We start from the raw sequence: 23,009 nt of genomic DNA, 5'->3' as shown, positions 1-23,009 counted from the left end.
CGAGTCTGGGGGATGTGTGACGCATCATCAGGAAGTGTGTTCCCGCACGGTGACGGCGCGCAGGACGTCGCTGACGCTGCTGACGGCACTGGGCACACTGGCCGGCGCGGCCCTGACGGGAGCGGGACCGGCCGCCGCCGCGACCGGGGCCACGACGGCAGCCGCGCCCGCCGCCGGCACCGGGGCCGGGGCCGCCCCCACCGCCGTCGCGCCGGGCGTGGCGTACCGGCACTACGACCTGCCGGCGGCGGCCGGTCTCACCCATGTGCACGTCGTCAGCGTCGATCTGACGAACGCCCGGGTGCGGCTCGGGCTGCTGCACCCGGGGAAGGTGGCGTCGCGCGAGCCCCTCTCCCGGCAGGCCGCGGCGCGCAAGGCGGTCGCCGGCGTCAACGGCGACTTCTTCAACATCAGCGAGGTGCAGCATCCGGGCGTCGCCGCGACCGGCGCGAGCGTGGGTCCGGCGATCGCCGACGGCAAAGCGCTCAAGGGCGCGGTCCCGACGGCGCAGCGGTTCGGCCCCGAGCTGCCGCCCGGCACGGACACCGACGCCGTGCTCGGGGTGGGCGACGACGGGCGGGCCCGGATCGACGCGCTGACGCTGAACGGGTCGTTCAGCGTCGGCGGCCGGCGGCAGCCGCTGGGCGGGCTCAACCAGTACGCGCTGCCGGAGAACTCCGTCGGCGCGTACACGTCGGACTGGGGCAGCGTCTCGCGCAAGCGCGCCACCTGCGGCTCGGACACCGAGCGGGCGGCGGCGTGCAGCGCCCGCACCTACGAGGTGACGCTGCGGCGGGGCAGGGTGGCGTCGGTCTCGGCCGTGCCGGGGAGCGGCCCCGTCGCGGCGGGCACCACGGTGCTGGTGGGCCGGGAGGCGGGCGCCCAGCGGCTGCGCCGGCTGACCCGGGGTCAGGCGGTCACGGTGCGGTACGGGCTGACGGCGGCGTCGGGGCGTACGTACCGGTTCGCGGTCGGCGGCTATCCGGTGCTCTCCGGCGGGCAGCCGCTGCCCGGTCTGGACACGCGGACCTCGGCGGTGCGCACCGCCGTCGGCATCGCGGACGGCGGGCGGCGCGTGCTGCTCTTCGCGGTCGACGGCGCGCCCCGGTACCGCAAGGGTCTGACGATCGCCGAGGTCGCCAAGGCCCTGAAGAGCCTCGGGGCGACGGGGGGCTTCAGTCTCGACGGCGGCGGATCCTCGACCCTGGTCGCCCGCGCGCCGGGCGCGGCCCGGGCCACGGTGCGCAACCACCCGTCGGACGGAACGGAGCGCCCGGTGCCGAACGGGATCGGGGTGTTCCTCCGGTGACCCGGTGACCCGCCGGCCTGGTGACCCGGTGATCCCCTACGGTGCTCTCACGGCCGGATGCTGCTGACGATCTCGGCGGTGGCCGTGAGGCCGCTGTGGATGGTGGGGGCCATGTTCGTGCCGGCCAGGAAGAAGCCGAGCAGCAGACAGACCAGTCCGTGCGAGATCTTCAGCCCGCCGTTGCGCAGGAAGATCACCGCCAGGATCAGCAGCAACAGCACCACCGAGATGGAAATGGCCACGACAACCTCCTCCGCCACGTCCGTTTCGTGGCGTTCGGCCGCAAGTGTGGCGTAGCGGAGGGTTCGTCCGTGCGACTGGCCTGTCCTCCGAACGAGTGGTGTCCGCAGGGGTTCGCCTCCCCGCGGTACGTTCGCCCGCACGAGAAAACCCGCCCCAGGTGGGACGGGTTCTCTCCGTGGTTCCTCCGGCGCCTGTCAGGGAGCGCGGAGGTCGACGAGTTCGGCCAGCGCCTCCCGGTGGGCGCCGGCCGTGCCGTAGGCGATGGAGTCGGCCTTGGCCCGCTTGAGGCAGAGGTGCGCCGGGTGTTCCCAGGTCATGCCGATGCCGCCGTGCAGCTGCACCGCCTCCTCGGCGGCGTGGACGGCGACGGACGCCGCGTAGGCCTGGGCGACGGCGACCGCCACGGCCACCTCGTCGGCGGACTGCCCGCCGGCGAGCGCGTCGGCCGCGTTGCGCGCGGCGGCGCGGAGGTTGACGACCTCCAGCCACAGCTGGGCCAGCCGATGCTTGAGCGCCTGGAAGCCGCCGACCGGCCGGTTGAACTGCTTGCGGTCCTTCAGGTACCGCACGGTCTCCGTCAACGCCCATTCCGCGAGGCCGAGTTGCTCGGAGGCGAGCAGTCCGGCGCCGGCGCGCAGGGCACGGCGGACCGCGGGCGCGGCGTCGCCGACACGACGGCCGGGGGCCCCGGCGAGGGTGACCGTGGCGAGGGGGCGGGTGAGGTCGAAGGAGACCTGCGGGGTGACGGTCACGGCGGAGGCCTCGACCGCGTACAGCCCGCCGTCGTCCGCGGGGACGAGCAGCAGATCGGCGACGGCCGCGTCCGCGATGCCGGTCAACTCCCCGTGCAGGGCGCCGTCTTCGAGTCGTACGGTCGGGAAGGCGGCGCCGGGCGCGGTGTGCAGGCCGACGGCGAGCGCGCCGATCGTGGTGGCGTCCGCCAGCCGGGCGAGCAGGTCGTCGGCCCCGCACGCGAGCAGCGCCTCGGTGGCGACGACGGCGCTCGTCAGATACGGCACGGGCGCGACGGCCCGCCCCAACTCCTCCAGGACCACGGCGACTTCGCGGTGGGTCGCGCCCTGGCCGCCCTGCGCCTCGGGGATCAGCAGACCCGCGAGGCCCATGCCGTCGGCGAGCGCCTTCCAGGCCGCGACGTCGTGCGGGGCGTCGGACTCGGTGCGGGCGATGACGCCGGGCGCGTCACAGTGGTCGGTGAGCAGGTCCCGTACCGCCGACCGCAGTGCCTCTTCCTCCTCGGAGTACAGGAGATCCGTCATCGGGCCAGGTCCTTCCAGGCGACGTCCTTGTCGGTGCGCGGCTCGGCGGGCAGGCCCAGGACGCGTTCGGCGACGATGTTCAGCAGGACCTCGCTGGTCCCGCCCTCGATGCTGTTGCCCTTGGAGCGCAGATAGCGGTAGCCGGCCTCGCGTCCGGTGAAGTCGACGAGTTCGGGCCGGCGCATGGTCCAGTCGTCGTACAACAGGCCTTCCTCGCCGAGGAGTTCGACCTCCAGGCCGCTGATCTCCTGGTTGAGGCGGGCGAAGGCGAGCTTCATGCCGGCGCCCTCGGGGCCGGGCTGGCCCGAGACGAGCTGCTGGCGCAGCCGTTCGGCGGTGAGGCGGGCGACCTCGGCGTCCACCCACAGCTTCAGCAGCCGCTGGTGCAGGTCGTGGGTGCGCAGCTCGGGCCGCTCACGCCAGGTCTTGGACACCGGGCCGATCATGCCGCCCTCGCGGGGCAGGCGCATGCCGCCGATGGCGACGCGTTCGTTGTTCAGCGTGGTCTGCGCGACCCGCCAGCCGTCGCCGATCTCGCCGAGGCGGCGGGAGTCGGGGATGCGGACGTCGGTGAGGAACACCTCGTTGAACTCCGCCTCGCCGGTGATCTGGCGCAGCGGGCGCACCTCGACGCCGGGGTCGGTCATGTCGCAGACGAAGTAGGTGATGCCGGCGTGCTTGGGCACATCGGGGTCGGTGCGGGCGATGAGGATGGCCCAGCGGGCGATGTGAGCGCTGGAGGTCCACACCTTCTGGCCGCTCACGACCCAGTCCTCGCCGTCGCGGACCGCCCGGGTGCCGAGGGCCGCCAGGTCGGAGCCGGCGCCGGGCTCGCTGAAGAGCTGGCACCAGACCTCCTCGCCCGTCCACAGGGGCCGCAGGTAGCGTCGCTTCTGCTCCTCGGTGCCGTAGCGCAGGACGGTCGGGGCGGCCATGCCGAGGCCGATGCCGATGCGCCGCGGGTCGTTGTCGGGTGCGCCCGCGGCCTCCAACTCGGCGTCCACGACGACCTGGAGGGAGCGGGGCGCGCCAAGGCCGCCGAGGCCTTCGGGGTAGTGCACCCAGGCGAGTCCGGCGTCGAAGCGGGCCCTGAGGAAGTCCAGGCGGTCCGTGCTCGCCGGCGGATGGGCGGTCAGCAACTCCCGTGTGCGGCGGCGGAGTTCCTCTGCGTCGGTCATGTGGCGGCTCCGTTCTCCAGGGACGGCACGACGGCGACCCGGCCGGTGGTGACGCCGTCGCCGACCCGCTGCACGGCGGCGGCGGCCTCGCTCAGCGGCACGCGCTCGCTCACCAGCGGCTTGATCGCGCCCCGGGCGGCCAGTTCGGTGAGCTGCTCGTGGCAGTGCTGGACCAGTTTCGGGTTCTTGGTGTTGTAGAGGCCCCAGTGCAGGCCGAGGATCGAGTAGTTCTTCACCAGGGCGTGGTTCAGCGCCGGGCTGGGGATCGTGCCGCTGGCGAAGCCGACGACCAGGATCCGGCCCTCGAAGGCGACGGTCTTGGCGGACTGGGCGTAGGCCTCGCCGCCGACGGGGTCGTAGATCACGTCCGCGCCCCGGCCGCCGGTGGCCTCCTTCACGGCGGCGACGACGTCCTGCGCGCGGCGGTCGATCACCGTGTCGCAGCCCAGCTCCCGGGCGGCGGCGGCCTTGTCGGCCCCGCCGACGACGCCGATCACGGTCGCGCCGGCCGCCTTGCCGAGCTGCACGGCCGCGCTGCCGACCCCTCCGGCGGCAGCGTGGACGAGCAGGGTCTCGCCGGCTTCGAGGTGCGCCCTGCGGTGCAGGCCGAACCAGCCGGTCTGGTAGCCGATGTGCAGGGCGGCGGCCTCGGCGTCGTCCAGCGCGTCGGGGGCGGGCAGCAGGGCGGCGGCGTCCGCGACGGCGTACTCGGCGAAACCGCCGTGGGGCAGCGCGGGGTTGGCGATGACCCGCCGCCCGTCCTCGGTCTCGCCGCAGATCTCCAGGCCCGGGGTGAACGGCAGCGGCGGCCGGACCTGGTAGTGGCCCCGGCACAGCAGCACGTCCGGGAAGTTGACGCTGGCGGCGCGCACCTTCAGCAGGACCTGGCCGTCGCCGGGCGTCGGCGGGGCCACCTCCTCCAGGCGCATCACCTCACCCGGCTCGCCGTTCTCGTGCACTTGCCATGCCTGCATGCGGAGCCTCCACGGGACTGCGTCGTCCGACTCGGGTGACCGGGGTCCCTCTTCGGGTGACCCGGCCTCATCGCATACTAAGCGGTCGCTTGCCGATCAGGGAACCGTCTCGTGCGTCACGCCCTCCTGGGCCGCGCCCGGACGTGCATCCGCTCCCCCTGGGGCCCGAACAGGCTGAGGAACTCGGCCGGCCCCTCCGCCGTCGACCCGAACCAGTGCGGCACCCGTGTGTCGAACTCGACGGCCTCCCCCGCCGTCAGCACGAGGTCGTGGTCGCCGAGCACCAGCCGCAGCCGGCCGGACAACACGTACACCCACTCGTAGCCCTCGTGGGTGCCCGGATCCGGCTTCTCCTCGCCCGGCGGCACCCGCACCTTGAAGGCCTGGAGGCCGCCGGGCTGGCGGGTCAGCGGCCAGTACGTGCGCCCGTGCCGCACGATCGGCTCGGACCGCACCCGGGGGTCGCGCACCGCCGGCGCGCCCACCAGCTCGTCGAGCGCCACCTCGTGGGCCCGCGCGATCGGCAGCAGCAGCTCCAGGCTGGGTTTGCGCAGGCCCGACTCCAGCCGGGACAGCGTGCTCACCGAGATGCCGGTCGCCTCGGACAGCCCGGCCAGCGTCGCGCCCCGCTCCTTGCGGATCCGCCGCAGCCGCGGCCCGACCTCCGCGAGCACCTCTTCCATGTCGTCCTGCCTGCCGTCGCCGTTCGTGGAGCCCGTCTCGGTCATGGGGCCCATTGCAGTTTCGGCAAACACATTTGTCAATACGGCAGCGGGTGCGCGAGGTTCGGGGTGGAGGTGGTCACCCATGACCGAGAACCACGCAGTCACCGGGGCGCACGAGGTGGGCGAGAGGTATGAAGTGATCGTCGTCGGCGGCGGTGCGGCGGGCCTGTCCGCCGCGCTGGTGCTGGGCCGGGCCCGGCGCCGCACCCTGGTCGTCGACGCCGGCGAGCCGCGCAACGCGCCCGCCGCCCATATGCAGGGCTTCCTGTCCCGGGACGGGATGTCGCCGACGGAGTTCCTGGCCGTCGGCCGCGAGGAGATCGCCCGGTACGGCGTCGACCTGGTCCGCGACCGGGCGGTGGACGCCGCCGTCCGCGACGGTGGCTTCACCGTGACGCTGGCCGGAGGCCGGACCGCACACGCCCGTCAACTGGTCGTCGCCACCGGCCTCAAGGACGAACTGCCCCCGGTCGAGGGCCTCGCCGAGCGCTTCGGCCGGGACGTGCTGCACTGCCCGTACTGCCACGGCTGGGAGGTGCGCGACCGGGCCTTCGGGGTGCTCGCCACGAGCACGGCGAGCGTGCACCAGGCACTGATCGTGACCCAGTGGTCGAAGGACGTGACGTTCTTCCTGCACACGGTCGCCGAGCGGGAGCTCTCTGACGAGGACCTGCGCCGGCTCGCCGCCGCCGGGGTCCGCGTGGTGCCCGGCGAGGTGGCCGGGCTGGTCGTCGAGGACGACCGGCTGACCGGGGTGCGCCTCGCGGACGGGGCCGCGCACGACCGCGAGACGCTGTTCGTCGCTCCCCGGCCGGTCCCCCGGACCGAGCTGCTGCGGGACCTGGGCGCCGAGATGACCGACACGCCGTTCGGCGTCTATCCCGTGGTCGACGGCCAGGGCCGGACGAGCGTGCCCGGCCTGTGGGCGGCGGGCAACGCCTCCGGCTTCGCCGAGCAGGTGATCAACGCGGCGAGCCGCGGCTACCGGGCGGGCGCGGCGATCAACGGCGAGCTGCTGATGGCCGATCTGGACGCGTCCGCGGCGGCCGTGCGGGTGTAGTCGGCGCGAAGGCGTTGCACCATGGCTGCATGCTGCTGACCCGGCTCGCCGACGTGTCCCGGGAGGTCGCCGCCGCCTCGGCGCGCTCCCGCAAGATCGCCCTGCTCGCCGGGCTCTTCCGGGAGGCGGAGCCGCAGGACGTGCCGGTCGTCATCCCCTACCTGGCCGGACGGCTCCCGCAGGGGCGGCTCGGCGTCGGCTGGAAGGCGCTGGGCCGGCCGGTCGCCCCGGCCGGCGAACCGACCCTGACCGTGCGCGAGGTGGACGCCCGGCTCACCGAGCTGGGGAAGGTGTCCGGCCCCGGCTCCCAGGCCGAACGGGCCCGGCTGGTCGGGGAGTTGATGGGCGCGGCCACCGAGGAGGAACAGCGCTTCCTGCTCGGGCTGATCACCGGCGAGGTCCGGCAGGGCGCGCTGGACGCGGTCGCGGTGGAGGGGCTGGCCGGGGCGACCGGGGCGGCGGCGGGGGACGTCCGGCGGGCGGTGATGCTCGCCGGGTCGCTCCGGACGGTGGCGCAGGCGCTGCTGACGGACGGCCCGGCGGCCCTGGACCGCTTCCGGCTCACCGTCGGCCGCCCGGTCCAGCCGATGCTGGCGCACTCCGCGTCCTCGGTGGCCGAGGCGGTCGGCAAGCTGGGCGCGTGCGCGGTGGAGGAGAAGCTCGACGGGATCCGCGTCCAGGTGCACCGGGACGGCGACAGTGTGCGGATCCACACCCGCACCCTCGACGACATCACCGACCGGCTGCCCGAAGTGACCGCGGCGGCGCTGGAGTTGCGCGGTTCGCGGTTCATCCTGGACGGCGAGGTCATCGCCTTCGACGCGGCCGGGCGGCCCCGGAGCTCTCAGGAGACGGCGGGCCGGGTCGGCTCACGCGTGGACGTGGCGACGGCCGCCGCGGCCGTCCCCGTCTCCCCCGTCTTCTTCGACGCGCTCTCCGTGGACGACCGGGACCTGCTCGATCTGCCGTTCGCCGAGCGGCACGCGGAGCTGGCCCGGCTGGTGCCCGAGCCGATGCGGGTCCGCCGGGCGCTGGTGTCCGGACCGCAGGACCTGCCGGCGGCCGAGGAGTTCCTCCGGGAGACCCTGCTGCGCGGCCACGAGGGCGTCGTCGTGAAGTCCCTCGACGCCGCCTACAGCGCGGGGCGGCGCGGGGCGTCCTGGCTGAAGGTCAAGCCCGTGCACACCCTCGACCTGGTGGTGCTGGCCGCCGAGTGGGGCCACGGCCGCCGCACCGGCAAGCTGTCCAACCTGCACCTGGGGGCCCGTGCCGCCGACGGCGGTTTCGTGATGCTGGGCAAGACCTTCAAGGGCATGACGGACGCGATGCTGACCTGGCAGACCGGGCATCTGCGGGGGCTGGCCGTGCGGGAGGAGGGCTGGGGCGTGGTCGTACGCCCCGAACTCGTCGTCGAGATCGCCTACGACGGGCTCCAGCGCTCCACCCGCTACCCGGCCGGCGTCACCCTCCGCTTCGCCCGGGTGATCCGCTACCGCGAGGACAAGCGGCCGGAGGAGGCGGACACGGTGCAGACGCTGCTCGCCGCGCATCCGGAGGTGCGGCCGTGAGCGTCAAGCGCAGCGCGGGCCTGCTGTTGTTCCGGCACACCGACGACGGCTTGGAGGTGTTGCTCGGGCATATGGGAGGCCCGTATTTCGCGAAGAAGGACGCCGGTGCGTGGACGGTCCCGAAGGGCGAGTACGAGCCGGACGAGCCGGCCTGGGAGGCGGCCCGCAGGGAGTTCCAGGAGGAGCTGGGGCTGCCCCCGCCGGACGGCGAGGCGCTGCCGCTGGGCTGGGTGCGGCAGACGAACGGCAAGATCGTGACGGTATGGGCGGTCGAGGCGGACCTCGACCCGGCGACGGTCGTGCCGGGCACGTTCGTCATGGAGTGGCCGCCCAGGTCGGGGCGGACCGCGGAGTTCCCGGAGCTGGACCGGGTGGCCTGGCTCGGTGTGGAGCGGGCGCGTGAGGTGATCGTCACGGCGCAGGCCGCGTTTCTGGACCGGCTGGCGGAGCACTCGGGCTGAGGGGTCCCGGCCCCCTGAGCAGACGTACGCGTTGCGGCCCCCGTCGCGGCGCGCGAAGGTCGAAGCACAGCCCGCTTTCCAGGAGGTCGGTCATGCCCATCGCGACGGTGAACCCGGCGAACGGCGAGACGCTCAAGACGTACGAGGCCCTGGGCGAGGAGGAGCTCGAACGCCGGCTCCAGCTCGCCGAGGCCACGTTCCGCACGTACCGCACCACGGCGTTCGCCGAGCGCGCCCGGCTGCTGAACCGGGCCGCCGACCTCCTCGACGAGGACGGTCCGGAGATCGCCCGGGTGATGACCACCGAGATGGGCAAGCCGGTCAAGCAGGCGCGCGCGGAGGCCGCGAAGTGCGCCAAGGCGATGCGCTGGTACGCCGAGCGCGCGGAGGGGCTGCTCGCCGACGAGGAGCCGGCCGAGGCCGACGTGAAGGACTCCGGCGCCTCCCGCGCCCTCGTCCGCTACCGGCCGCTGGGGCCCGTGCTCGCGGTGATGCCGTGGAACTTCCCGCTCTGGCAGGTGGTCCGCTTCGCCGCGCCCGCGCTGATGGCGGGCAACGTGGGCCTGCTCAAGCACGCCTCCAACGTCCCTCAGACCGCCCTGTACCTGGAGGACCTGTTCCACCGGGCGGGCTTCCCCGAGGGCTGTTTCCAGACCCTGCTGATCGGCTCGGGCGCGGTCGACGACGTGCTGCGCGACGAACGCGTCAAGGCGGCCACCCTCACCGGCAGCGAGCCCGCGGGACGCGCCGTGGCCTCCGCCTCCGGCGAGATGATCAAGAAGACGGTGCTGGAGCTGGGCGGCAGCGACCCGTTCGTCGTCATGCCGTCCGCGGACGTGGACCGGGCCGCCCGGGTGGCGGTGACCGCGCGGGTGCAGAACAACGGGCAGTCGTGCATCGCCGCCAAGCGGTTCATCGTCCACACGGACGTGTACGACCGGTTCGCCGAGCGCTTCGCCGAAGGGATGAGGGCGCTGAAGGTCGGCGACCCGCTGGAGGAGGACACCGAGGTCGGTCCGCTGGCGAGCGAGAGCGGACGCGACGACCTGGAGGAGCTCGTCGACGACGCGAAGCGGAGCGGAGCGGCGGTGCTGTGCGGCGGGGAGCGGCCGGAGGGGCCCGGCTGGTACTACCCGCCGACCGTCCTGGCCGGCGTCACCCGCGAGATGCGCGTCCACCGCGAGGAGGCGTTCGGGCCGGTGGCGACGTTGTACCGGGCCGGCGACCTCGACGAGGCGGTGCTCCTCGCTAACGACTCACCGTTCGGACTGAGTTCCAACGTGTGGACGCGCGACGAGGCCGAGGTGGACCGTTTCGTCCGGGATCTGGAGGCCGGCGGGGTGTACGTCAACGGGATGACGGCCTCCCACCCTGCCTTCCCGTTCGGCGGGGTGAAGCGGTCCGGATACGGGCGTGAGCTGTCCGGGCACGGAATCCGGGAGTTCTGCAACATCACCACCGTTTGGCACGGTGCGTGACGCTTCCGCGGCTACGATCCCGACTGTGAACCGCGAAGTGACCCTGCCCCTGATCGTCGACGAGCGCGGGACCTTGCAGGTGTCCGCGGCCGATGTGAGCAAGCTGCTCCGCACGTTGGGTGCGCGGTGGCTGCATCTCGTCGAGGCGGGGGCGGACGGGCTGGACGAGGACACCGTCGCCGCGCTGACCATCGAACTGGCGAAGCTGGCGGATCGCATCGACGTGGCGTGCATCGCGCACAGCAGCGGGAGTACTCCGTAGGGGTGCGGATCCGTCGCCGGGTGCGGGCCGCTTGTGGCTGGTCGCGCCCACGCGGCGGAGCCGCACATCGACACAGCCCCGCGCCCCTTAGGTACGTGCAGTGCACCTACTCAAGGGGCGCGGGGAACTGCGCGACCGGCCACGACGCACCCGCAGACCGCATCGCGCAGAACCACCCCCGGTGTTACCGGATCGGCATCCCCGACAACGTGCGGGCGATGACGAGCCGCTGGATCTCGCTCGTGCCCTCGAAGATCGTGTAGATCGCCGCATCCCGGTGCATCCGCTCCACCGGATACTCCCGCGTGTACCCGTTGCCGCCGAGAATCTGGACCGCCTGCGCCGTCACCGTCTTCGCCGTCTCGCTCGCGAACAGCTTGGACATCGAGCCCTCCGCCGCCGTGAAGGGCTTGCCGTTGACCGCCATCCACGACGCCCGCCACACCAGCAGCCGCGCCGCGTCGACGGCGGTGCGCATGTCCGCCAGCTGGAAGGCGACGCCCTGGTTGTCGATGATCGGCCGGCCGAACTGCTCGCGGGTCCTGGCGTAGTCGAGGGCGACCTCGTACGCGGCGCGGGCGGTGCCGACGGCCATCGCGCCGACCGCCGGCCGCGAGGCCTCGAACGTGGCCATCGCCGCGTTCTTGACCCGCTCGCCGCCGCCCGCCTTCGCCCGCTCGCGGGCCCGCGCCAGCCGCTCGTCCAGCTTCTCCTTGCCGCCGAGCAGGCAGGAGCCGGGCACGCGGACGTCGTCGAGGACGACCTCGGCGGTGTGCGAGGCGCGGATGCCGTGCTTCTTGAACTTCTGGCCCTGGGCGAGACCGGGCGTGCCCGGCGGGATGATGAAGGAGGCGTGCCCCTTGGAGCCCAGGTCCGCGTCGACGACCGCGACGACGACGTGGACGTTGGCGATGCCGCCGTTGGTCGCCCACGTCTTCGTGCCGTTGATCACCCACTCGTCCTTGGCCTCGTCGTACACCGCACGCGTGCGCATGGAGGCCACGTCGGACCCGGCGTCGGGCTCGGAGGAGCAGAAGGCCGCGACCTTGACGTCGTTGGCGTCGCCGTACATCTGGGGGATCCAGGTGCCGATCTGCTCCTCGGTGCCGTTGGCGAGGACGCCCACGGCGGCGAGACCGGTGCCGACGATGGACAGGGCGATGCCCGCGTCACCCCAGAACAGTTCCTCCATGGCCATCGGGATGCCGAGGCCGGTCGGGTCGAAGTACTGCTGGGCGTAGAAGTCGAGGGAGTAGATGCCGACCTTGGCCGCTTCCTGGATGACCGGCCAGGGAGTCTGCTCACGCTCGTCCCATTCGGCGGCCGCGGGGCGGATGACGTCGGCGGCGAAGCCGTGCAGCCAGTCCCGCACCTCCTTCTGTTCGTCGTTGAGCTCCATGGTGAACTCGGCCATGACCCCTCCAGCGGCGGCGCACGCCTCGACGTGCATGTTACTTGCGGTAACACGAGTGTGTTACCGGTCGGTAGGAAAAGTCAACTCCCGGCGACTGCTCGTCAGCCCGTTCGATGTCAGGCTGCTGTCAGGTGCTAGTTTGCGCGTGCGCCATCGAAACAGCACGGGTGGGGAGAGATCATGGACACCACGCAGCGGACCGAGCAGCAACGATCCGCGGACCGCCGGCGGCGGGAGCTGTTGGAGGCCGCGGACCGGGTGGTGCTGCGTGACGGCCCGCAGGCCTCGATGAACGCGATCGCCGCCGAGGCGGGCATCACCAAGCCGATCCTGTACCGCCACTTCGGCGACAAGGGCGGACTTTACGCGGCGTTGGCCAAGCGGCACACGGACGCGCTGCTGGACTCGCTGCGGGCCGCGCTGGACGCGCCGGCGGACCGGCGCGACCGCGTCGAGGCCACGCTCGACACCTACCTCGCGGCGATCGAGGCCCGGCCCCAGGTGTACCGGTTCCTGATGCACCCCTCCGAGGGCGGCCAGGGCGGGGACCACGGATTCGACGTGGGCAAGCACTCGATCCCGCTGCTGCGCCGGATGGGTGAGGAGCTGGCCCAGGTCATCGAGGACCGGCTGGACCTCGGGCCCGGGAGCCAGCAGCTCGCGCGGGTGTGGGGGCACGGGATCGTCGGGATGATGCACGCGGCGGGCGACTGGTGGCTGGGCGAGCGGCCGTGCGGCCGGGCCGAGTTGGTGCGGAGCCTCGCCGACCTGCTCTGGGGCCGGCTCGCCGCCGCGGGGGACAAGATGGGCGGACCCGGGTTCTGACGGTCGTACACCGGGTGCGGGCCGCGCGTGGTTACTCGTGCCCACGCGGCACGGCCGCACATCGGCACGGCCGCGCGCCCCTCAGGCGTGCGGGCCCTGCCGGTGCCACGAAGTCCGGCTCGCCTGGCGCATGAGCCGCTTCTTCCGCCACCCCGTCACCCGGTCCGCGTACACCGTCCCGTCCAGATGATCGCACTCGTGTTGCAAGCATCTGGCAAAGAATCCCGTGCCGTGGACGCGCAGGCGTTCGCCCGTCATCGTGTACCCCTCGACCACCGCGTGGTCGTGGCGCTCCGTGCCCGCCTCCAGGCCCGGCAGGGACAGACAGCCCTCCGGGCCCCGGAGCACGATCCCGTCCGCCTCCACCAGGCGCGGGTTGACGACATGCCCCAGGTGGCGGACCTCCTCGTCGTCCGGGCAGTCGTACACGAACACCCGCAGGGGCTCCCCCACCTGGTTGGCGGCCAGGCCCACGCCCCGGGCCGCGTACATCGTGGCGAACATGTCCTCGACCAGACGGGCGAGTCCGGGGCCGAAGTCGGTGACCTCCCGGCAGGGTTGCCGAAGGAGGGGGTCGCCGAGCAGGGTGAGGGGCCGGACGCGCCCTTGGGAGCCCGGGATGGAGCCTTGTCGCATGGCGGCAAGGGTACGGTCCTTTCTGACACGCGCATGCCGTGCGCGACGTGAGGCGGTGCCGGGATTCGGGAGTGCGAATGGATCTCGATAGGCTGACCACCTAGCACGTTGCCGTCAGGCAGAGGCCCGGCGCGTACGCAAGGAGGATCGAGAACTGATGGCAGGCAACTCGGACCCGCTCACGCCGCGGGCCAAGCTGGCCGTGACCGCGGGTAAGGCGGTGGCGGCGGCATCGCGCGCCGCGGGGCGCGGCAGCGGTTCGGTGATCGGCGGCCGGGTGGCGCTGAAACTCGACCCCGACCTCCTTGCCCGGCTCGCGCAGAACCTGGACGTCGTCCTGGTGTCGGCGACCAACGGCAAGACGACGACGACCCGGCTCATCGCGGAGGCGCTGCGGGCCGCGGGACCGGTCGTGTCCAACGCCCTCGGCGCCAACATGCCGGCCGGTATCACCTCGGCCCTGGCGGGCGGTTCGGAAGCCAGATACGGCGTCATCGAGGTGGACGAGAAGTACCTCGCGGGCGTCGCCCGTGACACCGACCCCAAGTGCATCGCCCTGCTGAACCTCTCGCGCGACCAGCTCGACCGCGCCGCCGAGACCCGCATGCTCGCGGAGAACTGGCGTGAGGGGCTGGCCGGTTCGAAGTCGGTCGTCGTCGCCAACGCCGACGACCCGCTGGTGGTGTGGGCGGCTTCCTCCTCCCCCAACGTGATCTGGGTCGCCGCCGGGCAGATGTGGAAGGACGACGCCTGGTCCTGCCCGTCCTGCGGCGGTGTGATGCAGCGTCCGGGCGACGACTGGTTCTGCGGCGAGTGCGGCTTCCGCCGGCCGACGCCGAGCTGGGTGCTCTCCGGCGACCACGTCCTCGACCCGCACGGCTCGGCCTGGCCGATCCACCTCCAGCTGCCGGGCCGCGCCAACAAGGCCAACGCCGCCTCCTCGGCCGCCGTCGCCGCCGTCTTCGGGGTACCGCCGCAGGTGGCGCTGGAGCGGATGTACCAGGTGCAGGCCGTCGCCGGACGCTACGACGTCGTCCAGTTCATGGAGCGCGACCTGCGGCTCCTGCTCGCGAAGAACCCGGCCGGCTGGCTGGAGACGTTCAGCCTGATCGACCCGCCGCCCACCCCGGTCATCCTGTCGGTGAACGCGCGCGGCGCCGACGGCACCGACACCTCGTGGCTGTGGGACGTCGACTACACCCGGCTCACCGGCCACCCGATCTTCGTCATCGGCGACCGCAAGCTTGACCTGGCGGTGCGTCTGGAGGTCGCCAACCAGCACTTCCAGGTGTGCGAGAGCCTCGACCAGGCCGTGCAGACGGCGCCGCCCGGCCGGATCGAGGTCATCGCCAACTACACCGCCTTCCAGGACCTGCGCCGCCGCGTCGGCAACTGAGCACGAGGGACGAGCACTTGATGAGCGACAACCAGCTGAGGGTCGTCTGGATCTACCCGGACCTGCTCAGCACCTACGGCGACCAGGGCAACGTCCTGGTCGTGGAGCGCCGGGCGCGGCAGCGCGGCCTGGACGTGGCCCGTCTGGACGTGCGCAGCGACCAGCCGATCCCGACCTCCGGCGACATCTACCTCATCGGCGGCGGCGAGGACCGTCCGCAGCGGCTCGCGGCCGAGCGGCTGCGCCGTGACGGGCATCTGTACCAGGCGGTGCAGAACGGCGCGATCGTGTTCGCGGTCTGCGCCGGCTACCAGATCCTCGGCCATGAGTTCGTCAACGACCTCGGGCAGCGCGAGCCGGGCCTCGGCCTGCTGGACGTCACCACGACGCGCGGCGAGGGCGAGCGGTGCGTCGGCGACGTCCTCGCCGACATCGACCCGCGCCTCGGGCTGCCGCCGCTGACCGGGTTCGAGAACCACCAGGGCATCACCCATCTCGGGCCCACCGCCCGCCCGTTCGCCCGCGTCCAGCTCGGCAAGGGCAACGGCACGGGCGACGGCACCGAGGGCGCGTACAACGACACCGTGTTCGGTACGTACATGCACGGCCCGGTGCTGGCCCGCAACCCGCTCATCGCGGACCTGCTGCTGAAGCTGGCGCTCGACGTGAACGCGCTGCCGCCGAGCGACGACCGCTGGTACGAGGCGCTCCGCAACGAGCGCATCGCGGCTGCGCAGCAGCCTGCGTGATCACTGTTGCGCAGCAGCCTGCGTAGTCACTGCTGCACAGCAGCCTGCGTGAGTCGTATGTTCATCTGATGTTCGGTGCACCGTCAGCAGCCCGTCTGACGGTGCATCCGCACAGGTGAGCGGGCACGTCCAGCAGGCGGACGTGTGCTTCGGTCCCGCCCCCTCCTGCCGCTAGGGTGGCGGGGATCGAGCCGGACAACGTGGTCCGGACCCGGCCCACGTGGAGAAGGTTTATCGGGCTATGCGCATTGGTGTCCTCACGTCCGGCGGCGACTGCCCCGGCCTGAACGCCGTCATCCGGTCCGTCGTGCACCGTGCCGTCGTCGACCACGGCGACGAGGTCATCGGCTTCCGGGACGGCTGGAAGGGCCTCCTGGAGTGCGACTACCTCAAGCTCGACCTCGACGCGGTGGGCGGCATCCTCGCCCGCGGCGGCACCATCCTCGGCTCCTCCCGCGTCCAGCCCTCCCACTTGCGGGACGGCGTGGAGCGGGCCAAGGGCCATGTCGAGGAACTCGGCCTCGACGCCGTCATCCCGATCGGCGGTGAAGGCACGCTCAAGGCGGCCCGGCTGATGTCGGACAGCGGGCTGCCCGTCGTGGGCGTGCCGAAGACCATCGACAACGACATCGCCGTCACCGACGTCACCTTCGGCTTCGACACCGCCGTCGGTGTCGCGACGGAGGCACTCGACCGGCTGAAGACCACCGCCGAGTCCCATCAGCGGGTGCTCGTCGTCGAGGTCATGGGACGGCACACCGGCTGGATAGCGCTGCACTCCGGCATGGCGGCCGGCGCCCACGCCATCGTCGTGCCGGAGCGTCCGTTCGACATCGAGGAGCTGGCCCGGCGGGTCGGGGAGCGCTTCGAGGCGGGGAAGCGGTTCGCGATCGTCGTCGCGGCCGAGGGGGCCAAGCCCCGCCCCGGCGGCATGGCCTTCGACGAGGGCGGCAAGGACATCTACGGGCACGAGCGGTTCGCCGGGATCGCCCGGCAGCTGTCGGTCGAGCTGGAGTCGCGGCTCGGCAAGGAGGCCCGGCCGGTGATCCTCGGCCATGTGCAGCGGGGTGGCACGCCCACCGCGTACGACCGGGTGCTCGCGACCCGGTTCGGCTGGCACGCGGTGGAGGCGGTGCACCGGGGCGAGTTCGGGCAGATGACGGCGCTGCGCGGCACGGACATCGTGATGGTGCCCCTGGCGGAGGCGGTGGAGACGCTGAAGACCGTGCCGGACGAGCGGTACGCCGAGGCGGAGACCGTGCTGTAGCTCCGCCTCGCCCCCGGTGACAACGGTCGCCGGGGGCAGGCCTAGTCTTGGGGGGCTGGAAACGTACAACCCCCCACGAATCAGGAGCCGGCGGCATGGATCACAGCGGGCATGGGACGACCATGGATCTGCCGCCGTTCACGCTGGGGGAAGGACTCCAGTGGTCACCGGACCCGTTCTTCCTCGTCGCCTGTCTGGCCGGGCTCGGTCTGTACGCGTGGGGCGTCGTCCGGCTGCGGCGGCGCGGGGACGCCTGGCCGGTGGGGCGGACCGTGGCGTTCGTCGCCGGGGTGCTGAGCATCGCGCTGATGATGTGCACCAAGCTGAACGACTACGGCATGGTCATGTTCAGCGTGCACATGGTGCAGCACATGGTGATCAGCATGCTGTCGCCGATCCTCGTCCTGCTCGGCGCGCCGGTCACGCTGGCGCTGCGCGCGCTGCCGACCGCGGGCAGGGGGCGCAAGGGGCCGCGCGAGCTGCTGCTGATGCTGCTGCACAGCCGGTACATGCGGGTCGTCACGCACGCCGCCTTCACGATCCCGCTGTTCATCGCGAGCCTGTACGCGCTCTACTTCACCCCGCTGTTCGACTTCCTGATGGGCTCCAAGGCGGGGCACGTCGGGATGATGGTGCACTTCCTCGCCGTCGGCGTGTTCTTCTTCTGGCCGATCATGGGCGTGGACCCGGGGCCCAGCCGGCCCGGCTATCTGATGCGGATGCTGGAGCTGTTCGCGGGCATGCCGTTCCACGCGTTCTTCGGCATCGCGCTGATGATGGCCTCGACGCCGATGGTCAAGTCGTTCGAGAATCCGCCGGCCTCCCTCGGCATCGACGCGCTGGCCGACCAGAACGCGGCCGGCGGCATCGCCTGGGCGTTCAGCGAGATCCCGTCGGTGCTGGTGCTGATCGCGCTGCTGTTCCAGTGGTACCGCTCCGAGCAGCGGCAGGCCAAGCGCAAGGACCGGGCCGCCGACCGTGACGGGGACAAGGAGCTGGAGGCCTACAACGCGTATCTGGCCTCGCTGAACGCACGCCGGGGCTGATGGGCCGGAAGCAGGGCACCATGGAGGGGGACGCACCCTGAGGAGGGTGTGCCGGAGGAGGGTGTCGCGATGCCCGGTTCCACGGACGGTTCGACGAAGACCATGGGGGTGCTCACCCTCGGCGGTCTCGTCATGGTGACGGCCTACACGGTGGCGCTCGGCAGCAACGGCTGGCTGTGGTTCGGCTGGGTCGTGCTCGGGCTGATCACGCTCGCACTGGTCGTGATGCGCACGACCTGAGATCGCACGACCAGAGCTCGCACCACCAGAGCTCGCACCAGAGCTCGCACGACCTGAGATCTACCCGGGCCCGGGGCGGGCGGCGGAGTGCACTCCCGGCTGGTATTTCGGCAGCCGCGCGGTGATCTTCATGCCCGCCCCGGGCGCGGTCTCGATCACGAGGCCGTGGTCGTCGCCGTACACCTGGCGGAGCCGGTCGTCGACGTTGGACAGCCCTATGCCGCCGGAGGGGCTGACCTCCCCCGCGAGGATGCGGCGCAGCAGGCCGGGATCCATGCCCGCGCCGTCGTCCTCGATGACGACGAGCGCCTCCGCGCCGGCGTCCTGCGCGGTGATCTGGATGTGACAGGTGCCGGCCTTGCCCTCCAGGCCGTGCTTGACGGCGTTCTCCACCAGGGGCTGGAGGCAGAGGAACGGGAGCGTGACGGGGAGGACCTCGGGGGCTATCTGGAGGGTGACGGCGAGACGGTCGCCGAAGCGGGCGCGGACCAGGGCCAGATAGTGGTCGATGGCGTGCAGTTCGTCGGCGAGAGTGGTGAAGTCGCCGTGCCTGCGGAACGAGTAGCGGGTGAAGTCGGCGAATTCCAGGAGGAGTTCACGGGCGCGTTCGGGGTCGGTGCGGACGAACGAGGCGATCACCGCGAGCGAGTTGAAGATGAAGTGCGGGGAGATCTGGGCGCGCAGGGCCTTGATCTCGGCCTCGATGAGCCGGGTGCGGGAGCGGTCGAGGTCGGCGAGCTCCAGCTGGACGCTGACCCAGCGGGCCACCTCGCCGGCGGCGCGGACGAGGACGGCGGACTCGCGGGGAGCGCAGGCGACGAGGGCGCCGTGCACCCGGTCATCGACGGTGAGCGGGGCGACGACGGCCCAGCGGACGGGGCAGTCGGGGGCGTGGCAGGTCAGCGGGAAGGCCTCGCCGCGGCCGGATTCCAGGGGGCCGGTGAGCCGGGCCATGATCTCGGTGCGGTGGTGGTCGCCGACGCCGTCCCAGACGAGGACCCGCTGGTGGTCGGTGAGGCAGAGGGCGTCCGTGCCGAGGAGGGTGCGCAGCCGGCGGGCGGACTTGCGGGCCGTCTCCTCGGTGAGGCCGGCCCGCAGCGGGGGCGCGGCGAGGGAGGCGGTGTGCAGGGTCTGGAAGGTGGCGTGCTCGACGGGGGTGCCGAGGCCGCCGAGGGTCTCGGGGCGGGCGGTGCGCCGGCCGAGCCAGAAGCCGACGGCGAGGAAGGGCAGGATCGCGATGCACAGGCCCGCCAGGAAGCCGCTCATGCCCGTACCTCCCGCAGTTCCTCGGCGCGCAGTTCCTCGGGCAGGTGGAAGCGGGCCAGGATAGCCGCCGTCCCGGCCGGGACCCTGGCCGGGGTGGCCAGGGAGACCGCGACCATGGTGAGGAAGCCCAGGGGCACCGACCACAGGGCCGGCCAGGCCAGCAGGGCGTGCGGGGTGCCGGTCACCGGCAGGCCCGCCATGGTCGCGGCGACGGCGGCGAAGGCCGAGCCGCCGCCCACGAGCATCCCGGCTGCGGCGCCGGGCGGGGTCAGCCGCCGCCACCAGATGCCGAGGACCAGCAGCGGGCAGAACGAGGACGCGGAGACGGCGAAGGCGAGCCCCACCGCGTCGGCCACCGGGAGCCCGCCCACCAGCAGGCTCGCCGCGAGCGGCACGGCCATGGCGAGGCCGGTGCCCAGCCGGAAGTGGCCGACGCCCCGGGTCGGCAGCACGTCCTGGGCGAGCACGCCGGCCACGGCCATCGTCAGGCCCGACGCCGTGGACAGGAACGCGGCGAAGGCCCCGCCGGCGACCAGCGCGCCCAGCAGATCGCCGCCGAGGCCGCCGATCACCCGGTCCGGCAGGAGCAGGACGGCGGCGTCGGCGTCGCCGGTGAGGGCGAGTTCGGGGGCGTAGAGGCGACCGAGGGCCCCGTAGAGGGGCGGCAGCAGGTAGAAGCCGCCGATCAGGGCGAGGACGGCGACGGTGGTGCGGCGGGCGGCGACGCCGTGCGGGCTGGTGTAGAAGCGGACGACGACGTGCGGCAGGCCCATGGTGCCGAGGAAGGTGGCGAGGATCAGCCCGTACGTGGCGTACAGGGGGCGTTCCTCGCGGCCGGCGGCGAGGGAGGTCGACATGCCGCCGTTGCTGCCGCGGTCGGCGGTGGGGACGGCGGCCCCGGCGGGGAAGGCGATGCGGGTGCCGCGGTCGATCCGGTGCGTGCCGGCGGGGAGGCGGAGTTCGGCGGCCTCGTGGCGGCGGCCGTCGACGGTGCCGGTCACCGTCACGGTCAGCGGCCGGTCCAGTCGGAGGTCGAGAGTGTCGTCGACGCGGACGGTCCGCTGCTCGCGGAAGGCGGGCGGTTCCTCGAAAGCGTGCCGGGGCGCGCCGTCGCCCTGCCAGGCCAGGGCCAGGAAGAGGGCGGGCACGAGGAGCGCGGTGAGCTTGAGCCAGTACTGGAAGGCCTGCACGAAGGTGATGCTGCGCATTCCGCCGGCGGCGACGGTCGCGGTGACGACGACGGCGACGATCAGTCCGCCGAGGGAGTCGGGCGCGCCGGTGAGGACCGTCAACGTCAGTCCCGCGCCTTGGAGTTGGGGCAGCAGATAGAGCCAGCCGACGCCGACGACGAAGGCGCCCGCGAGGCGTCTGACGGCCGGTGAGGCGAGGCGGGCCTCGGCGAAGTCGGGGAGGGTGTACGCGCCGGAGCGGCGCAGCGGGGCGGCGACGAAGAGGAGCAGGACGAGGTAGCCGGCGGTGTAGCCGACCGGGTACCAGAGCATGTCGGGGCCCTGGACGAGGACCAGTCCGGCGATGCCGAGGAAGGAGGCGGCGGAGAGGTACTCGCCGCTGATGGCGGCGGCGTTGAGGCGGGGGCCGACGGTGCGGGAGGCGACGTAGAAGTCGGAGGTGGTGCGGGAGATGCGCAGGCCGAAGGCGCCGACGAGGACGGTCGCCACGACGACGAGGGCGACGGCGGGCACGGCGAACGCGGAGTTCATCGGGGGTCGGCTTCCGGGTGGCGTCGGTCTTCGCGGGTCCCGTGCGTCATCGGTCCTCGACCAGGCGCACCAGGTCGCGTTCGTTGCGTTCGGCGCGGCGGACGTACCAGCGGGCGAGCAGGATCAGCGGGGCGTACACACCGAAGCCGAGGACCGCCCACTCCAGGCGGCGGGCGTCGGGCAGCGCCGCGAACAGCAGGGGCAGCGGGCCGACGAGGAGGGCGAGGACGGCGAACACGGTGAGCGCGGCACGCAGTTGGGTGCGCATGAGGGAGCGGACGTAGGTGTGGCCGAGGGTGGTCTGCTCGTCGATCTCGGTGCGCGGGCGGTGGTAGCCGGAGGTGCGGCGGCTGCGCCGACTGCCGCGGGGCGGGCCGGTGACGACGACGCGGCGCTCGGCGGGGTCCTGGGGCACCGCTACGGCCTCCTCATCAGCAGGTCCCGCAGTTCACGGGCGTGGCGTCGGCTGACCTGGAGTTCCTCGCCGCCGGCGACGACGCTGACCGTGCCGGCGTCCAGGCGGAGTTCGCCGATGTGGCGCAGGGCGACGAGGTGGCGGCGGTGGATGCGGACGAAGCCGCGGGTGCGCCAGCGTTCCTCCAGGGTGGACAGTGGGATCCGCACGAGGTGGCTGCCGCGGTCGGTGTGCAGCCGGGCGTAGTCTCCGCGGGCCTCGACGTGGGTGATGTCGTCGACGGCGACGAACCGGGTCACTCCGCCGAGTTCGACGGGTATGTGGTCGGGGTCGGGTTCGTGGACGGGTACCTGGGGGGCGGCGCGGGCGGCGCCGCGCAGTTCGGCGGCCCGGCGCACCGCCTCGCCGAGGCGTTCCTTGCGGACGGGTTTGAGGACGTAGTCGACGGCCTTGAGGTCGAAGGCCTGGACGGCGAAGTCCTCGTGGGCGGTGACGAAGACGACCAGCGGCGGCCGGGCGAAGCCGGTGAGCAGCCGGGCCAGGTCGAGGCCGTCGAGGCCGGGCATCTGGATGTCGAGGAAGACGACGTCGATGGCCTCGGGACCGTCCGGTCCCGACTCCAGGGCGCGGTTGATCCGGCGCAGCGCCTCGGTCGCGTCGCCCGCGCCCTCCACGCTGCCGATCCGCGGATCGGCGCAGAGCAGGTACAGCAGCTCCTCCAGCGAGGGGCGTTCGTCGTCGACGGCGAGGGCGCGCAGCATGAAGGTGGAGTCTAGGGGCGATCGGTACGGCTGGACATGTCCCGGACGGGTCCGCCGGCCGCTCGCCCGGACATGTCCGCCGATCACTGCCCGGTGGTTCCGCCGATCACTGCCCGGTGGTGTCCGCAGACCGCTGCCCGGGGGTGTCCGCAGACCGCTGCCCGGTGGTGTCCGCTGGATACAGTGCCCGCATGAACAGCGGCCCCGCCCCTTTCGACGAGCTCGACCGGAAGATCCTCACCGCGCTGATGGCGAACGCCCGGACCAGTTTCGCCGAGATCGGGACGGCGATCGGGCTGTCGGCGACGGCGGTCAAGCGCCGGGTGGACCGGTTGCGGGAGTCGGGGGTGATCACGGGCTTCACGGCCACGGTGAAGCCGGCGGCGCTGGGATGGCGTACGGAGGCGTACGTGGAGGTGTACTGCGAGGGGGCCGCGCCGCCGCGGCGGCTGGCGGAGGTGGTGCGCAATCATCCGGAGATCACCGCGGCGATGACGGTGACGGGCGGCGCGGACGCGCTGCTGCACGTGCGGGCGCGGGACGTGGAGCACTTCGAGGAGGTGCTGGAGCGGATCCGGGTGGAGCCGTTCATCCGGAAGACGATCAGTGTGATGGTGCTGTCGCATCTGCTGCCGGAGAGCCCGGAGGCCGGCGCCACCCACGCGGCCCCGGACGACGCAGCAGAAGTGCGCTGAGCGAGGAAATTGCGCAGTGATCCTGCGTCGACACGCAGCGCTC

Annotated in this window: 24 protein-coding genes; 13 read left to right on the top strand and 11 right to left on the bottom strand. The window is 72.7% G+C overall.

What is annotated here, in order from left to right; all coding sequences use genetic code 11:
- The first annotated feature begins 34 nt into the window (after positions 1-34).
- Positions 35-1,309 (top strand): phosphodiester glycosidase family protein, encoded by a 1,275-nt coding sequence (locus tag ACFYX4_RS23580; RefSeq protein ID WP_389336599.1) that lies wholly within the window; start codon positions 35-37, stop codon positions 1,307-1,309.
- A 47-nt stretch (positions 1,310-1,356) separates the two neighbouring features.
- On the opposite strand, the gene ACFYX4_RS23575 is transcribed toward ACFYX4_RS23580, so the two are convergent.
- The 5 genes from ACFYX4_RS23575 to ACFYX4_RS23555 all read right to left on the bottom strand — a co-directional run bounded on the left by ACFYX4_RS23575 (position 1,357) and on the right by ACFYX4_RS23555 (position 5,709).
- On the bottom strand, positions 1,357-1,551 hold the full coding sequence (locus ACFYX4_RS23575) for a hypothetical protein (RefSeq protein ID WP_389336596.1): 195 nt from the start codon (positions 1,549-1,551) through the stop codon (positions 1,357-1,359).
- A gap of 195 nt (positions 1,552-1,746) precedes the next feature.
- Positions 1,747-2,829: an acyl-CoA dehydrogenase family protein gene (locus tag ACFYX4_RS23570; RefSeq protein WP_389336593.1), complete on the bottom strand. Its 1,083-nt coding sequence runs from the start codon at positions 2,827-2,829 to the stop codon at positions 1,747-1,749.
- Positions 2,826-4,007 (bottom strand): acyl-CoA dehydrogenase family protein, encoded by a 1,182-nt coding sequence (locus ACFYX4_RS23565; protein WP_389336590.1) that lies wholly within the window; start codon positions 4,005-4,007, stop codon positions 2,826-2,828. The genes ACFYX4_RS23570 and ACFYX4_RS23565 overlap by 4 nt, the downstream gene beginning before the upstream one ends.
- Entirely contained in the window at positions 4,004-4,981 is a 978-nt protein-coding gene (locus tag ACFYX4_RS23560) for an NADPH:quinone oxidoreductase family protein (protein ID WP_389336587.1), read from the bottom strand. Before ACFYX4_RS23560 ends, ACFYX4_RS23565 begins: the two co-directional genes overlap by 4 nt.
- 116 nt (positions 4,982-5,097) lie before the next feature.
- Complete coding sequence (locus tag ACFYX4_RS23555; protein WP_389336585.1) at positions 5,098-5,709, bottom strand: helix-turn-helix domain-containing protein; 612 nt, start codon at positions 5,707-5,709, stop codon at positions 5,098-5,100.
- A 79-nt stretch (positions 5,710-5,788) separates the two neighbouring features.
- Between ACFYX4_RS23555 and ACFYX4_RS23550 the strand changes: the two genes are divergently transcribed.
- The 5 genes from ACFYX4_RS23550 to ACFYX4_RS23530 all read left to right on the top strand — a co-directional run bounded on the left by ACFYX4_RS23550 (position 5,789) and on the right by ACFYX4_RS23530 (position 10,535).
- A complete protein-coding gene (locus ACFYX4_RS23550; RefSeq protein ID WP_389336581.1) occupies positions 5,789-6,766 on the top strand; it encodes an NAD(P)/FAD-dependent oxidoreductase in 978 nt (325 codons plus the stop codon).
- A 29-nt stretch (positions 6,767-6,795) separates the two neighbouring features.
- The gene (locus ACFYX4_RS23545; RefSeq protein ID WP_389336578.1) at positions 6,796-8,334 is read left to right on the top strand and encodes an ATP-dependent DNA ligase; all 1,539 of its coding nucleotides are present in this window, start codon (positions 6,796-6,798) and stop codon (positions 8,332-8,334) included.
- Positions 8,331-8,795: an NUDIX domain-containing protein gene (locus ACFYX4_RS23540; protein WP_389336576.1), complete on the top strand. Its 465-nt coding sequence runs from the start codon at positions 8,331-8,333 to the stop codon at positions 8,793-8,795. Before ACFYX4_RS23545 ends, ACFYX4_RS23540 begins: the two co-directional genes overlap by 4 nt.
- A 92-nt stretch (positions 8,796-8,887) precedes the next feature.
- The gene (locus ACFYX4_RS23535; RefSeq protein WP_389336572.1) at positions 8,888-10,273 is read left to right on the top strand and encodes an NADP-dependent succinic semialdehyde dehydrogenase; all 1,386 of its coding nucleotides are present in this window, start codon (positions 8,888-8,890) and stop codon (positions 10,271-10,273) included.
- Between the two features lie 25 nt (positions 10,274-10,298).
- Entirely contained in the window at positions 10,299-10,535 is a 237-nt protein-coding gene (locus ACFYX4_RS23530; protein WP_389336570.1) for a DUF6213 family protein, read from the top strand.
- A gap of 184 nt (positions 10,536-10,719) precedes the next feature.
- On the opposite strand, the gene ACFYX4_RS23525 is transcribed toward ACFYX4_RS23530, so the two are convergent.
- On the bottom strand, positions 10,720-11,949 hold the full coding sequence (locus ACFYX4_RS23525) for an acyl-CoA dehydrogenase family protein (protein ID WP_389336568.1): 1,230 nt from the start codon (positions 11,947-11,949) through the stop codon (positions 10,720-10,722).
- Between the two features lie 180 nt (positions 11,950-12,129).
- On the opposite strand from ACFYX4_RS23525, the gene ACFYX4_RS23520 reads away from it, so the two are divergent.
- Positions 12,130-12,774: a TetR family transcriptional regulator gene (locus ACFYX4_RS23520; RefSeq protein WP_389336566.1), complete on the top strand. Its 645-nt coding sequence runs from the start codon at positions 12,130-12,132 to the stop codon at positions 12,772-12,774.
- 81 nt (positions 12,775-12,855) lie between these two features.
- Here ACFYX4_RS23520 and def read toward each other — a convergent pair whose 3' ends face one another.
- Positions 12,856-13,410: a peptide deformylase gene (gene def, locus ACFYX4_RS23515; RefSeq protein ID WP_389336563.1), complete on the bottom strand. Its 555-nt coding sequence runs from the start codon at positions 13,408-13,410 to the stop codon at positions 12,856-12,858.
- A 157-nt stretch (positions 13,411-13,567) separates the two neighbouring features.
- Here def and ACFYX4_RS23510 point away from each other — a divergent pair, with 157 nt between their 5' ends.
- From ACFYX4_RS23510 to ACFYX4_RS23490, 5 genes are all read left to right on the top strand, one after another.
- Positions 13,568-14,806 carry a MurT ligase domain-containing protein gene (locus ACFYX4_RS23510; RefSeq protein ID WP_389336561.1) on the top strand — a complete coding sequence of 413 codons (1,239 nt, stop codon included), beginning with the start codon at positions 13,568-13,570 and terminating at the stop codon, positions 14,804-14,806.
- Positions 14,807-14,826: 20 nt separating this feature from the next.
- On the top strand, positions 14,827-15,555 hold the full coding sequence (locus ACFYX4_RS23505) for a type 1 glutamine amidotransferase (protein WP_389336558.1): 729 nt from the start codon (positions 14,827-14,829) through the stop codon (positions 15,553-15,555).
- Positions 15,556-15,796: 241 nt separating this feature from the next.
- Positions 15,797-16,822, top strand: a complete 1,026-nt coding sequence (locus ACFYX4_RS23500) for a 6-phosphofructokinase (RefSeq protein ID WP_389336555.1) — start codon at positions 15,797-15,799, stop codon at positions 16,820-16,822.
- A 95-nt stretch (positions 16,823-16,917) separates the two neighbouring features.
- Positions 16,918-17,868, top strand: coding sequence for a cytochrome c oxidase assembly protein (locus tag ACFYX4_RS23495; RefSeq protein WP_389336552.1), 951 nt, complete (start codon positions 16,918-16,920; stop codon positions 17,866-17,868).
- Positions 17,869-17,937: 69 nt separating this feature from the next.
- Entirely contained in the window at positions 17,938-18,108 is a 171-nt protein-coding gene (locus tag ACFYX4_RS23490; protein WP_389336549.1) for a hypothetical protein, read from the top strand.
- Between the two features lie 60 nt (positions 18,109-18,168).
- On the opposite strand, the gene ACFYX4_RS23485 is transcribed toward ACFYX4_RS23490, so the two are convergent.
- Genes ACFYX4_RS23485 through ACFYX4_RS23470 form a run of 4 tightly spaced genes read right to left on the bottom strand, consistent with a single transcriptional unit; the run spans position 18,169 to position 22,271 of the window.
- Complete coding sequence (locus ACFYX4_RS23485; protein ID WP_389336546.1) at positions 18,169-19,374, bottom strand: sensor histidine kinase; 1,206 nt, start codon at positions 19,372-19,374, stop codon at positions 18,169-18,171.
- A complete protein-coding gene (locus tag ACFYX4_RS23480) occupies positions 19,371-21,095 on the bottom strand; it encodes a cation acetate symporter (RefSeq protein WP_389336543.1) in 1,725 nt (574 codons plus the stop codon). Before ACFYX4_RS23480 ends, ACFYX4_RS23485 begins: the two co-directional genes overlap by 4 nt.
- A gap of 46 nt (positions 21,096-21,141) precedes the next feature.
- Complete coding sequence (locus ACFYX4_RS23475) at positions 21,142-21,510, bottom strand: hypothetical protein (protein ID WP_389336540.1); 369 nt, start codon at positions 21,508-21,510, stop codon at positions 21,142-21,144.
- A gap of 2 nt (positions 21,511-21,512) precedes the next feature.
- Complete coding sequence (locus ACFYX4_RS23470; protein ID WP_389336537.1) at positions 21,513-22,271, bottom strand: LytR/AlgR family response regulator transcription factor; 759 nt, start codon at positions 22,269-22,271, stop codon at positions 21,513-21,515.
- A gap of 191 nt (positions 22,272-22,462) precedes the next feature.
- On the opposite strand from ACFYX4_RS23470, the gene ACFYX4_RS23465 reads away from it, so the two are divergent.
- On the top strand, positions 22,463-22,966 hold the full coding sequence (locus ACFYX4_RS23465; RefSeq protein WP_389336534.1) for an Lrp/AsnC family transcriptional regulator: 504 nt from the start codon (positions 22,463-22,465) through the stop codon (positions 22,964-22,966).
- Positions 22,967-23,009: the final 43 nt, after the last annotated feature.

Origin of the sequence: Streptomyces sp. NPDC002328, assembly GCF_042890065.1 — a bacterium.
Classification (GTDB): domain Bacteria; phylum Actinomycetota; class Actinomycetes; order Streptomycetales; family Streptomycetaceae; genus Streptomyces.
This window is presented reverse-complemented; position numbering and strand designations above follow the sequence as displayed.